Origin of the sequence: Bradyrhizobium sp. UFLA03-84 (genome assembly GCF_002289535.1) — a bacterium.
In the GTDB taxonomy this organism is placed as follows: Bacteria; Pseudomonadota; Alphaproteobacteria; order Rhizobiales; family Xanthobacteraceae; genus Bradyrhizobium; species Bradyrhizobium viridifuturi.
Window position 1 is genome coordinate 756,695 of the sequence record NZ_NSJY01000017.1, and the last position, 11,604, is coordinate 768,298.

Here is an 11,604-nt window from a genome sequence, read left to right on the forward strand (position 1 = left end):
ACGTTGCCAACAGCGCGAAATGAATGAATAGCGGGTAGCTGGACCAGGATTACGGAATGCTCCTCGTCCGGGCGGTGGCCTCCTGACCCAACGATGGCGACGCGACTGTGTCCACCGGCCGCTTTGCAATGGCCCGCCGGTCTTTCACATAAGCTATGGGAACACCGAACCTCTCCACCGTGCCGATAACATCGCCGTCAAGATCGTGGTCGCAGTTCATCTGTGTCGACGCGATAAAGAATTCCGACTCATCCCATTCGGACCTGAAGTCCCAGCGCAATTGTGGAAGAGTGACAGCCCGATCAAAAGGCAAACGCTCCCCGCATACGGCGACGGAATAAACCTTGGATGGATGGATAGAATCGATGTGGGTCTGGTCACGGACGAACGCCTCAAGCGTACGGATCGCCTCCGGCATGCTGTTGAACCAGTAGTCGAGCTCATACCGACGGAATGCGCCCGGAAGACCGCCGACCAGCGCATTGTAGGAGAGGTTCTCGTAGGGATGAAGTCTCGCCAGCGTCACGCCGTCCCACAGGAAGCATGCAGAGACTAACGCGAGCCCGGCCGATGCCAATCGGGGCCCACGCGTCGAAAGCGCGTCAAAGCCCCTGCTGAAACCCACGCCGGCCAACGTCGCAAGCGGTGGAAGCACGAACAAGAAATGACGCATGCCGGTAAAGCCGGGTCCACGAAGCAGCACTTGGCAGGCCAGCGGGAAAAGGACGCTCAACGAAACCAAGGCCAGATCGCTGCGGTGTCCTCCGCGGTCCTCATCGCGCTGTTGCCAAAGCAATGAGCTCATCGCAAGCGCCGCGCCCGCGAGCGTAATGAGCGGGACGCGGATGAGGAGATAGACCGGAGTATAGAGCCGCGGCACATCGGCCATCTCGTAAACGCGTCCCTCGAACATGGTGCGGATGTCGTAGTGAAACTCCGAGAACGCAATTAGACCGCGGATCGGGTTGAGCGGCGACAGCGCGGCCCACGGCCAGGCCAGGATCATGATGAAGCCGGCGAGCACCACGGCCGGCAACGCCTTCAACGCGGAAGTGGCGGCAAAGGAGAGGCGCATGCCGCGCTCGCGCCAGGGCAGGCAAATAGCGACGGCAAAGCCGAGATAGAGAATCAGCAGCAAACCGAGGCTTCGCACGCCGAGCGCCGCCCCGGCCAGAAGGCCAAACCCCGCCACGTCGACGGCGCGCGGCGACGGCAGACGGCGAGCAATCCGCACAAGAAACAGCGTCGCTCCCATCATCGCGGACGCGAAGGGAATGTCCTTGGTGTGGTTGAACATGGCGCCGTACCAGCCACCGCAAAGCGCAAGCGCGACCGCGGCGATCAGACCTGCACGCGATCCGGCAATCAATCGCGCGGTCACTGCACTGGCAAAAATCCCACCAATCCCGATCATCGCGCACAGGATGTGGCGCAGCTCGTAAGCCTCCACAGGGACGACATGCGCGAGCCCAACGGCAATGATGTCAAACAGCCCGCCATAGAGATAAAGGTTCTCGAACGCGAAAACGTCGCGATCTTTGAACGCGCTCTGATAATAGCTGATAATCAATTCGCCATAGTGGTGCTGCACGCCCTCATCGTTGGAGATCGCGTAATCCCTGAAGGTGAGCCACACCGCGAGAACGAGGGTTGCGAGAAGCGCGCCGGTGGCGATGTCATAGATGTCGAATCGCGCGATCGATCGCATCGCCCTGTTCCGGGACAAATTGCCCTCCGCGATGCCGGAAAAGCGTTCTGTGCGCCGCGCTTCGGTCCTGCTCATTCCTCGCCATCACACCTAGTGTGCTGTCTGGCGCAGGAGCTCGGTCAGCCGCGCACGTAGAGCCTCGCTCGCCTTGCGCCCGGCTTCCTGGCCAACCTGCGTGCTTTGCTGGGCAATTGCTTGTGACTTTTCCAGAAATTTCCTCCCGGCTGGTCGGCTATAGAACGCCTCGATCTCATGCAGCTCGTCGACTGTAAAATTGTTCGCGTAAACGGTGGCGGCAGCGTCGATCATCGCACTGTAATATGGAGCATAGGTCTCGGTCATCTTCGGCAGCAGCGCGTCGAATGCTCGCTCCATTTCCGGCCTTTCCTGCGTCAGCCCCGGCTTGAGGCCCAGCAGAATGACAGGCAGCAGCGCCTTGTACTGGTCGGGTACCCCTAAAGTGGTAACCAGGCTTCGCGCGGCGGTCATCGCCTCGGTGGATGGCGCTTGTGCCCGTGCGACGCACGTCGAACATAGGAGTATGCTACAGATGACCAATAAGCGTTTGGACATAGACCGACTCCTCCGACGACGTCCGAATGGACGATGGTATTCAAATCGCGGCTTCCGGGCATCGGCGCAGTCACGCCGTGCCCGAACCGGTCGCTGCTTTTGACGTATCAAGATCGGTTACCTCGACAAACAAGTCGGGGACCTTCTGGCTCTGATCCAAAGCCCATGCGATCGCCATCATGATCAGGAAGCCGGCGAGGCTGACGCCAATCTGCGCCAAGATGCCCGAGTCGTACTGCACCAGGATCCAATGCGCTCCAAAAGACAGGAACACGCCGACGCAGAAGAGCGGCAGTGAATGCCGGCCACACAGCCTGAGCGGATAAGTCCATTTTGCGGTGAGCTGCCGCCAGTTGTACGGGACATATCGCGACACTACGACCGCCACGGCAAGAAAGTGCGTAAAGCGCAGCATGTCGAGATCGGTCTTGTCGATCGGATAGATCACCTTGATCATCCATTTCGGAATCAGTGACGCCAGGAATTCGCTGTGCCAGGTCATCACGATCAGGAAGGCAAAGCCAATCCACGCAACCGATAGGGCGAATACCGCGCGCGATTGAATCAGGCTCCAGTATTTTGCGGCGCCGCCGACGCTGCACCATGCGGCCAGGAAAAACAGCAATTGCCAGGCGAACGGGTTGAAGTACCACGTTGTCCCCGGCGGATAAGACGGCAGATTCCAGTCGAACCAGCGTGCCAGAACATACAGGACCGCCGAGCAAAGCAAGGTCAGGTTCGGGCGGCGTACCATGCACCACAGGACCAGCGGTGAAGCGGCAATCAACGAAATGTAGAGCGGCAGCACGTCGAGATCGACCGGCTTGTATCGCAGCGTGAGGGCCTGCCCGATCAGTACGTCGGGATGCTGGAGGAAATTGAAGACATTGAACTCATTCTCGTACATCGGATTGTCAAATTTTCTCGCGGCGCGCGCGATCTGCGCTGTGAAAATCAGGAAGAGCATAATGTGGGCGACGTACATCTGCACAGCCCGCTTCCAGAGTCGCTTTGTGGCCGCGAGGAACTGCCCGCCGGCAATGAAAGGGCCGTAAATGAAGCCGGCAAGGTAGCCGGAGATGAACACGAAGAACTCGGCGGCGTCGCTGAAGCCGAAATTGCGAAGCGTCAACCAGGAGACGATGTTGTTCGGAACGTGATCGAGGAAGATCATCCACAGACCCAAGCCGCGGAGCAGATCGAGCCGGAGGTCGCGCTCGACGGGACGCATGAGATATTCGTCATCCTTGTGGGTCATCATGCTCCATCCATTCTTACTCGTGGTACGTTGCACTGTGACAACGGCGACAACCTGCTCGCCGAAACTTCATTTCTTCATCATGCTCCCATCTGCCGCTGAAGCTTTCGGCGCGACGGGTCCTGTCGAGGCGGCGCCAAGCACGTCGAACGAAACAGTAATCTTGCCCGCTTTCTCGAACTCGAGCGTCATTGGCACAGCCGTTCCTTTCTTCATCTTCGCCTTGAGGTTCGACAGGGTGAGATGAATACCGTGAGGCGCCAATACCACCTTGTCACCGGGAGAGATCGTCACTCCTCCGGCAACAGGGTTTAAGGTCAGTCCGCCCCCGACCATGCTACTTTGCTGGATTTGAAGCTTTTCGGCGATATCGGTCGCCCCTCCGATCAAGCGGTCCGGCACAGTCCCCTTGTTTTCGATCGTGACATAACTACTCGCCAATTCTGCACCGCGCGGCGCCGCGCGGCTCCAAGCTTGTGAAATGACAAGATCACCTGCCTTCACTTCCTGCGCTCGCACAGGCAGGCTTTGAAGTGCACCAGCAAGAAGCAAGAACGCGACGAGATGTCCGCTGACTTTCACTGTTCCCTCCCTTTAGCGACCCGGTACCGTCACAGTGTTCTTGACAGCATTGGAGCGCTCTCGCTCCCAACCGTCGCCCACTTGTACCAGGTGAACGTCTGCGCAACGCAGTACATGACCAGAAGGCCGGCGACGCCCACGATGAAATGCAGCGCGGCGCCGGCATCAAGCTCCATCAGAAGCGCGTAGCCAGCAAATGACAAGGCGACCCCGAGTGCGAAAATCTGAAGGGAATATTGCCCGCACAGGATCAGGGGCCGGGCAAAGGGCGACTTCAATCCTGCCCAGTCGTTCCGCACGAATCGCAGTACAACGACCGTCAGTGCCAGGAAATGCGCCAACCTCAGGATATCGAAATCGGTCTTGTTGATCGGGTAGATCACGCGCGACAACCACGCTGGGATGAAACCCTCCAGCCGAGGGAAATGCCAGGTGAAGGTCACAAAGAGCGCCGCGCAAAGATAGGCGACGGCCAGCCAGAAAGTGAGCCTCGTATCTAGAATCGCGATCAATCGCCGTCCGCCGCCGAGAGCACACCAGGCGCCGAAGACGAAGAGCAACTGCCAGGCGCATGGATTGAATGACCAGAAGCCGTCTCGATAGGTCGACAGGTGAAGGTCGTACCGGATGGTGAGGATGTAGAACAGGATCGAGGCTGCCAGCGGAAGATCGCGATGCAATCGCGCAAGCAGGAAGACCAGCGGCAGGAAGGCCATCAGCACGATATAGAGCGGCAGAACATCCATGTTCAGCGGACGAAATCGCAGGAGCAGTGTCGGGATCATCACAGCTCCTGGATCCCCGAAGAAATCCGCGACTTCCATCTCATGAATGTAAAATGATGGCTTGTTTGAAACTGCCACGACGCAAGCGATCTCCGCCATAAGGACCAGGAAGAGCAGCAGATGTGCGGTGTAGATCTGCCAGATCCGCCGCAGCACACGTGCGGTCCCGATCACGAACCCAGACTCGAACGTTGCCCTGCCGTAGACCAGCGCAGCGGTGAAGCCGGAAATGAAAATGAAGAGTTCCGCGGCGTCGCTAAAGCCGTAATTTCTGATCGTGAGCCAGGTCAAATGGTCGGGCGAAACGTGGTCGATATAGATCATCCAGAGCGCCAGCCCACGAAAGAGGTCGAGCCGCAATTCCCGCTTGCCGCTCGCGACGACAAAAAGCGGCATCGAGACTGCCGACGCCGAAAGGATGCCTGTCGCGACCGGGTCCACCTTGCCCGTTGCGGAAGCTCCGGCGACCCCATCGGCAATCGATGCAAATCCGGCTTGATCAATACGAGGCATCATCTCGTCCTCGCTCCTGGTCATCAAGAACAGCAAGCCAACAGGCGACTACACTACAGTCCCGCTCCCCAACTCGATATGTCATATCGGAGGTAATCCGGGCCAAACTTGCCGGTAAATGGCTGCGGAAATACTCAAATTGCCAAGGCGCATACGGTGGCTTTCCCAACCAAAATGTTCGGCGCAGTCGGTGGCCTTCCGGTCCCCCAAAATGGTTCGGGAGCCTGGAGCTGTTCGAGGGCAACCGACGTTGCGGCCTGATGAGAGTACAGGCGCGGAGAACGCGCTTCCCATGCCGGCAGATAGAAGATCGCAGCCAGTGATGCTCATCATGCGGCTCCCAACTTGGTGGTGATTTCGCAGCCAAAATTCGACTTTGGACACTCCAACGGCCGGCGCACTGGCCCCCTCCTCTCATCACTGAAGCGAAAGAACGCCGATCTCAGCCCCGCCCAGCACCAGCACCGCCGGGTTGATCTTGGTTTGCAAAAGGGTCAGCAGGACACCCGTAGCGACCGCAGCCGTTTCCCGCCCGGAGACCGCGGACTTAGCCAAGGTGAAGCACCCGGCCAGTGGAAACCGGTGAGAGCCCCCGCTGGATCGACGTTCGCCATGGTCACGTCTCTAACCTCGACCAAAACCGGCCGACTGCGAAGGTTATTCAAATGCGACGTCTCGGAGGGCATGTTGATCAAGATCAACATCGTGCGCTTGTTATTTTGCGACAGCCAGCTCCGTGAAATCCCGGTCTGCCGCATGCATGGCGGCGAGGCGCAGCAAAATGGAAGAACAGCAGCGTATCGGAGTTCTCGTCGAACTCCCGCAAGTCTTGCGAGAAAAGGGCCAGGACCCGGCAACGATTATCGCAAGGGCCGACATCAACCCCGGCTTGCCTCGCAACCCGGAAAACTCCCTCTCCTTCGTCGAGCTCGACCGGCTTCTTATGGGCTGCGTGGCTGCGACAAAATTTCAGCATTTCGGACTTCTGGTTGGGCAGAGATCGGCGACCCTCAATCCGCCCCCTCGGCCATGCCTCGCCAATTGCTGCCATCAGTTTATCCGCACCTCTCGATTGAATTGCAGGATCAAACCGCTGACAAGCTAACAGCCCCCGATTATGCGTGTCCTTCGAGAGGCCGCCATCGTATCTTGTCGCCGCGTGCGACGGCCTCGGACTCGGGCGCTATCACGACAAAACCAGTGGCACAACTGAGCTGATGCAGCCTGCCGGAATTGGCGCCCGGCAACAGTTCAATCAGAGGAAACCCGTCAGCATCCCCGCGCTGCACGGCGGGAAGGTAGGTTGTGCGGCCCGGCTGCCCCCTCCAGTCGAAGTTTGCAATTGCGGCGCGCTCAACTGCGCAACCTGACTTGATCCCGGCACGAGCACCGAGGATCTGCTCGATCATGATCTTGAATGTCGTGAACAAGGCGCCCGGATTACCCGGGAGACCGACGTAGGTGGCGTCCGCGATCTTGCCGAGCACGAGCGGCTTGCCGGGCTTGATGGCGACCTTTCGAACCCACAGCCTGCCGCCGCAAAGCTGAAATGCATCCACCACGTGGTCTTCGTCGCCGACAGACACTCCGCCGGCACTTAGGATCACATCGGCGCGCGCCGCGGCGGTCTGGAACACGGCCCGCAGACTCGACGGCCGGTCGATGCAGCTACCAAGGTCGATGATGTCGATCCAAGGCTTTGCGAGCAGACCGCGGAGAATGAAACGGTTGGCGTCGTAGATTTCGCCGGGCTGGATATTTTCGCCGGGCTGCCGAAGTTCCGAGCCCGTCGTGAACATGGCCACCCGAAGCCTGCGAAGGACACGAACCCCGGGATAGCCGCAGGCTGCGGCGACGCCAACTTGCAACGGCCCCATGACCGTGCCGGCTTCGATCAGGCTGTGACCCAACCCGACATCCTCGCCTCGTCGTCTGATATTGTCACCGGGGCGTGGCACGCGGGTGAATATGATGCTGTTGCCGTCGCGGCAGACCTCTTCCTGGGCGATGACGGCGTTGGCGCCCGCGGGGATTGGCGCGCCCGTCAGAATGCGAAACGCACCGCCCTTCCGCAGAACCGGACTTCCAACGGTGCGGCCGGCGGCAATGCTGCCGGTGACCTTCAGCCGGATTGGGACAAATTCGGGCAGGCTGGCTGTGTCGACAGCGTAGCCGTCCATAGCGCTGGTGTCGAAACGCGGCAGCGGATCATCCGCCTTGATAGGCTCGGCCAGGACCCGTCCTGCCACTGCGGACAAATCGACTAGCTCTGTCTCCACGATAGGCTGCGCCTCGGCCAATCCGGTCGCTAGCGCATCCCTCACAGAAACGATCCCGCCCTTGGCAGGAGCCAGGCACGCGTCGTGCTGTGTCTGCAGCAAACTGGGCATTTTGCCTCCGCAACGACTGTTCAATTCAGCCAGCCGCCGGCAACGGCTCTTGCGCTACCGCAACGGGAAATCTTCTGTTGAGCCAGTCCAAGGCTGCGGATAGGTCACTGGAAAGTTCCAACTCCAAGCCGCCGGAAAACCTGCGCCACGCATCGAGGTTTCGGACCGGCACTCCGATGATAACGGGGACACCGCGATCGACCGCGATCGCGACCAGATCAAGTAAACCGCGGCCTTCAGCCTCCACCTTGCCGAACTTGTTCAGGATCAACAATTCGGAGGCAGTATCGAGCGAGCGCGCGACTTGCGCATTCACCTCAGCAAGCGCCGCAGCGTCAAGACGGCACCCGCTGGCGCCGGGCCCACGATCTTCGAACAGATTTGTCCGCAGTCCGGTTGTGAGTTCTTCAAGCGCCACGTTACAATGACGGGACAAATCGGGGCAGATCGAATGCTGGAGTACCCCGGCAATCCGAAGCCCGCGTTTGCGGCACTCTGTGACGAGTCCTTCGAAGGTCAATTGAGGGTAGGCTTCGTCGGCATACACGATCGCGACCAAATCCTGCCGGGTTTGCTCGCCCGGGCTACGCGGCGGGGCGGAATGCTGCGCATACATCTGGATTTACCTCTATCCGTCGCGCCCCGATCAGGTCGAGGCAGTAAGGTACGGCGGGAAACACCGCCTTCAGGCAGACATCGATTGCCGAGGGTCGTCCCGGCAGATTGATGATGAGGCACTTTCCGCGCGTGCCGGCGGTCTGCCGGGAGAGAATGGCCGTCGGCACCTGCTCCAGACTGATCCGGCGCATCAGTTCGCCAAAGCCTTCCAGTTCGCGCGCGATGACCATCCGCGTCGCCTCAGGCGTCAGGTCCCGCGGCGCCGGTCCGGTGCCGCCGGTGGTCAGGATCAGGTCGCAGCCCTCTTGCTCCACCATATCGATCAGCGCTCGCGCCACGCTATCGGTGCCGTCGGGCACGATCCTGACGATGGCCACCCAGTTTGACCGCATCACCCTGTCAAGGAAGTCGTTAATTGCCTTGCCGCTGATATCTTCATACTCACCGCCGCTGACGCGGTCCGATATCGTTAGAATGCCGATGCGCGCGAGCCGATTGTCCGCCATGTCAGCCCTCCTCGAAAAGCTGCGATTCCGGCATCGATAGGCCTGAAAACGCTTCCTCGGCGTGGCGCCGAACCATGGTGATCGGTTCGGCGAACCCCGCATAGTTCGCCTTCCCGATCGAGCTGCTCGGCCTGGTCGAGCGAGGACAGCTTCAACCCGAGATCGCGCAAGAGGCCGTCGCCAAGGCCATAGATCCAGCCGTGGACCGTGATCGGCTGTTGGCGTTGCCAGGCTCCACGTAAAATCGGCGTCGCTGCGACCCGTCTCAGCTGGAGTTCGACGTTCAACTCACAGGCACGGTCCATTCTGGCCGCATCGCTTGGAAGCCGCGCCAGGTCGCCGGCGCACCGCCGACACATCTCCCGCACCGGCGCCAGCCAGTGATCGATCAAACCGCCAGCGCCCGGGGGCTCGAACGCGCGACGAATTCCCCCGCAGCCGTAATGGCCACAGACGATGACGTGCCTCACCTCGAGCGTCTCGACCGCGAATTCCAACACCGACAGCAAATTCATGTCGCCGGTGTGAACGACATTGCCGACATTACGGTGCACGAACACCTCTCCGGGATCGAGACCGACGATGTCATTGGCGGGAACGCGACTGTCCGAACAACCGAGCCACAGATACCGTGGCGCCTGCTGTTCGGCGAGCCGCCGGAAAAAATCGGGATCACTGCGGGTCTTACCCGCCGCCCAGGCCACGTTGCGGTCGAACAGCTCGTCGATCATGGCCGTCGGACGCTCCAGGCAACGCTGTCAGAGTTCACGGCGCGGGACCTCACGAACAGCCTCCGCCGCCGCAGGTGCAGCCGGCATGGGCTGGCGGTTTGGGTGCCTCGTCTTTTGTCAGCGACCAGTTGATCATATAGATGAAGCATCCGATTCCCGGATCGTCGGCGCGCTCCACGACATTCATCAGGCCGAGCCAATCCTCATTGCCGGCGAGATTGGCAAAGCGACGGACGGCGCCGGAAGCATATTCGCCGACGGTCTCTTCATATCGCCTGGCCGCCTCGTCCACGCGGGCGACCAGCACGAGGTCGTTGCAGGCGAGCAGCGTCTCGCTGGCGGCCGCCTCCTCGCTGAAACCGCGAATGATGTCGCCAAGCTGCATTTCTTTGCTCTACTGCAAGAGGGGCGACGACGCTGCGGCAAGCGCAACACCCAATATCTCGGCCCTGCCCGCCAACAGCGATACATACTGCGCCAAGGCGCGGTGGCGGACCTTGGTCGCGAGATAATCGGCGATACGATCGCGGACGAGCTCGAACGATAGTTCCTGTCCGGCGGCAAATTCGTCGAGCCGGATCACGTGGAAGCCATAGCGCGTCTCGGCAACCGCAAATTCTCCTGGCCGCATCCGCTGCAGCGCCATCTCGAATTCCTTCACGGTCTGGCCGCGCGTCAACTGTCCGAGACGGCCGCCATTCTCGGCCGAGGTTTTGCAGTCGGACTCGGCACGCGCGAACTCGGCAAACAAAGCCGGATCGGATCTGACCGCACTGAGGATGGTATCCGCCTTGGCCCGGGCGGACGTCCGCGCCACGACATCGCGCTGGCGCGCGGCGATCAGAATATGGGCGGCCTCGTAGAGATCTCCCGAGCGAAAGCGCTCGCGGTTCTGCTCGTAGAAGCGTAGGCACGCGGCTTCGTCAGGCTCAGGCGTAACCACCTCGCGCTCGACCAATTCGCGCACTGCGGCCTCTTCCGGCGTCTCGCGACGTCCTTCCGGATCGGTCAATGGCTCGGCCTCGATGCCGAGACGCTGAGCTTCCTGCAATAGCAGCTCACGCACGACCAGCGCTCGCGCCGCCGCCTGCCAGGCCACGATCGGCTTTTCCGCCGGGTGATTCTGCACCTCGCGGGCGATGACCTCACGCGGGATCACGGCACCATTGACACTGATCGTCTTCGGCTTTGGCAGCGCGTTCGTGATCGAACAATCCATGGCCTACTCCGCGGGCTGCATTGGACGCGTAACGTTGCGGCTGCGAACCACCTGATAGCCACGGCGACCGAGGTACCAGACTGGCGCGCTCCAGATGTGGACCAGCCGAGTGAATGGAAACAGCAGGAACAAAGTCATGCCGAGCACGAGGTGCGCCTTGAAGATCGGATGCACGTCCAGGATGTTGGCGGCAACGCCGGGCTGGAGCGTCACGATGCCTTGCGCCCATCCCATGAACTTCACCATTTCATGGCCGTCGAGATGGCCGGACGAGACCGGAATGGTCGCCAACCCCAGCAGCAATTGCGCAAACAGCAACAGCAGAATCGCGGTGTCCCCGAAGGAGGAATTGGCACGAATGCGCGGATCGAACAGCCGCCGGTGCGTTAGCAGACTGATTCCGACGAGGCACATCAGGCCGGCAAGGCCACCGGCAACCATCGCCAGCATCTGCTTGAAGCTGTGCGAGACGCCGAGCATGTCGAACACCCAGATCGGGGTGAGCAAGCCGACGAAATGCCCGCCGAAGATCACGAGAATACCGACATGGAACAGATTGGAGCCCCATATCAACTGCCGGCGCCGCAGCAATTGGCTCGAGCCCGTGCGCCAGGTGTATTGCTCGCGATCGAACCGGAACAAGCTGCCGAAAAGGCACACCGTAAGGCAAAGATAGGGATACCAGCCAAATACGATCGAATTGAGCGTTTGCATGCTTCGC

The 11,604-nt window shown here is 60.5% G+C and carries 14 protein-coding genes; 1 reads left to right on the forward strand and 13 read right to left on the reverse strand.

Going from position 1 to position 11,604, the window contains the following annotated elements; all coding sequences use genetic code 11:
* Positions 1–49: 49 nt before the first annotated feature.
* The 6 genes from CK489_RS36280 to CK489_RS41560 all read right to left on the reverse strand — a co-directional run bounded on the left by CK489_RS36280 (position 50) and on the right by CK489_RS41560 (position 5,974).
* Positions 50–1,783, reverse strand: coding sequence for a glycosyltransferase family protein (locus CK489_RS36280; protein WP_143278298.1), 1,734 nt, complete (start codon positions 1,781–1,783; stop codon positions 50–52).
* 15 nt (positions 1,784–1,798) lie between these two features.
* Positions 1,799–2,281: a DUF2059 domain-containing protein gene (locus tag CK489_RS36285; RefSeq protein ID WP_050631724.1), complete on the reverse strand. Its 483-nt coding sequence runs from the start codon at positions 2,279–2,281 to the stop codon at positions 1,799–1,801.
* Positions 2,282–2,351: 70 nt separating this feature from the next.
* Positions 2,352–3,539, reverse strand: coding sequence for an OpgC domain-containing protein (locus tag CK489_RS36290; RefSeq protein WP_050631739.1), 1,188 nt, complete (start codon positions 3,537–3,539; stop codon positions 2,352–2,354).
* Positions 3,540–3,608: 69 nt separating this feature from the next.
* Positions 3,609–4,121 carry a copper chaperone PCu(A)C gene (locus tag CK489_RS36295; RefSeq protein ID WP_245350649.1) on the reverse strand — a complete coding sequence of 171 codons (513 nt, stop codon included), beginning with the start codon at positions 4,119–4,121 and terminating at the stop codon, positions 3,609–3,611.
* A gap of 29 nt (positions 4,122–4,150) precedes the next feature.
* Complete coding sequence (locus CK489_RS36300; RefSeq protein WP_158226545.1) at positions 4,151–5,422, reverse strand: OpgC domain-containing protein; 1,272 nt, start codon at positions 5,420–5,422, stop codon at positions 4,151–4,153.
* Positions 5,423–5,836: 414 nt separating this feature from the next.
* Positions 5,837–5,974: a hypothetical protein gene (locus CK489_RS41560; RefSeq protein WP_158226546.1), complete on the reverse strand. Its 138-nt coding sequence runs from the start codon at positions 5,972–5,974 to the stop codon at positions 5,837–5,839.
* A gap of 226 nt (positions 5,975–6,200) precedes the next feature.
* Here CK489_RS41560 and CK489_RS36305 point away from each other — a divergent pair, with 226 nt between their 5' ends.
* Positions 6,201–6,524 carry an AraC family transcriptional regulator gene (locus tag CK489_RS36305; protein ID WP_143278299.1) on the forward strand — a complete coding sequence of 108 codons (324 nt, stop codon included), beginning with the start codon at positions 6,201–6,203 and terminating at the stop codon, positions 6,522–6,524.
* A gap of 10 nt (positions 6,525–6,534) precedes the next feature.
* Here the strand turns inward: CK489_RS36305 and CK489_RS36310 are convergent, their stop codons facing one another.
* The 7 genes from CK489_RS36310 to narI are packed head-to-tail and all read right to left on the reverse strand — an operon-like array spanning position 6,535 to position 11,597.
* Entirely contained in the window at positions 6,535–7,809 is a 1,275-nt protein-coding gene (locus tag CK489_RS36310) for a molybdopterin molybdotransferase MoeA (protein ID WP_050631726.1), read from the reverse strand.
* A gap of 25 nt (positions 7,810–7,834) precedes the next feature.
* On the reverse strand, positions 7,835–8,425 hold the full coding sequence (locus tag CK489_RS36315; RefSeq protein ID WP_095735642.1) for a DUF2478 domain-containing protein: 591 nt from the start codon (positions 8,423–8,425) through the stop codon (positions 7,835–7,837).
* The gene (mog, locus tag CK489_RS36320) at positions 8,394–8,933 is read right to left on the reverse strand and encodes a molybdopterin adenylyltransferase (RefSeq protein ID WP_050631728.1); all 540 of its coding nucleotides are present in this window, start codon (positions 8,931–8,933) and stop codon (positions 8,394–8,396) included. The genes CK489_RS36315 and mog overlap by 32 nt, the downstream gene beginning before the upstream one ends.
* A complete protein-coding gene (locus tag CK489_RS36325; RefSeq protein WP_095735643.1) occupies positions 8,897–9,664 on the reverse strand; it encodes a carbonic anhydrase in 768 nt (255 codons plus the stop codon). Before CK489_RS36325 ends, mog begins: the two co-directional genes overlap by 37 nt.
* Before the next feature lie 49 nt (positions 9,665–9,713).
* Positions 9,714–10,049 (reverse strand): hypothetical protein, encoded by a 336-nt coding sequence (locus tag CK489_RS36330; protein ID WP_095735644.1) that lies wholly within the window; start codon positions 10,047–10,049, stop codon positions 9,714–9,716.
* 9 nt (positions 10,050–10,058) lie between these two features.
* Positions 10,059–10,883: a peptidylprolyl isomerase gene (locus CK489_RS36335; protein WP_095735645.1), complete on the reverse strand. Its 825-nt coding sequence runs from the start codon at positions 10,881–10,883 to the stop codon at positions 10,059–10,061.
* A gap of 3 nt (positions 10,884–10,886) precedes the next feature.
* A complete protein-coding gene (gene narI / locus CK489_RS36340; protein WP_050631731.1) occupies positions 10,887–11,597 on the reverse strand; it encodes a respiratory nitrate reductase subunit gamma in 711 nt (236 codons plus the stop codon).
* Between the last annotated feature and the right edge of the window lie 7 nt (positions 11,598–11,604).

What these genes read in the sequence shown, in the direction of transcription:
- CK489_RS36280 (WP_143278298.1), bottom strand. Translation starts at nt 1,783, where the DNA reads ATGAGCAGGACCGAAGCGCGGCGCACAGAACGCTTTTCCGGCATCGCG.
- CK489_RS36285 (WP_050631724.1), bottom strand. Translation starts at nt 2,281, where the DNA reads ATGTCCAAACGCTTATTGGTCATCTGTAGCATACTCCTATGTTCGACG.
- CK489_RS36290 (WP_050631739.1), bottom strand. Translation starts at nt 3,539, where the DNA reads ATGACCCACAAGGATGACGAATATCTCATGCGTCCCGTCGAGCGCGAC.
- CK489_RS36300 (WP_158226545.1), bottom strand. Translation starts at nt 5,422, where the DNA reads ATGATGCCTCGTATTGATCAAGCCGGATTTGCATCGATTGCCGATGGG.
- CK489_RS36305 (WP_143278299.1), top strand. Translation starts at nt 6,201, where the DNA reads ATGGAAGAACAGCAGCGTATCGGAGTTCTCGTCGAACTCCCGCAAGTC.
- CK489_RS36310 (WP_050631726.1), bottom strand. Translation starts at nt 7,809, where the DNA reads ATGCCCAGTTTGCTGCAGACACAGCACGACGCGTGCCTGGCTCCTGCC.
- CK489_RS36315 (WP_095735642.1), bottom strand. Translation starts at nt 8,425, where the DNA reads ATGTATGCGCAGCATTCCGCCCCGCCGCGTAGCCCGGGCGAGCAAACC.
- mog (WP_050631728.1), bottom strand. Translation starts at nt 8,933, where the DNA reads ATGGCGGACAATCGGCTCGCGCGCATCGGCATTCTAACGATATCGGAC.
- CK489_RS36325 (WP_095735643.1), bottom strand. Translation starts at nt 9,664, where the DNA reads ATGATCGACGAGCTGTTCGACCGCAACGTGGCCTGGGCGGCGGGTAAG.
- CK489_RS36330 (WP_095735644.1), bottom strand. Translation starts at nt 10,049, where the DNA reads ATGCAGCTTGGCGACATCATTCGCGGTTTCAGCGAGGAGGCGGCCGCC.
- CK489_RS36335 (WP_095735645.1), bottom strand. Translation starts at nt 10,883, where the DNA reads ATGGATTGTTCGATCACGAACGCGCTGCCAAAGCCGAAGACGATCAGT.
- narI (WP_050631731.1), bottom strand. Translation starts at nt 11,597, where the DNA reads ATGCAAACGCTCAATTCGATCGTATTTGGCTGGTATCCCTATCTTTGC.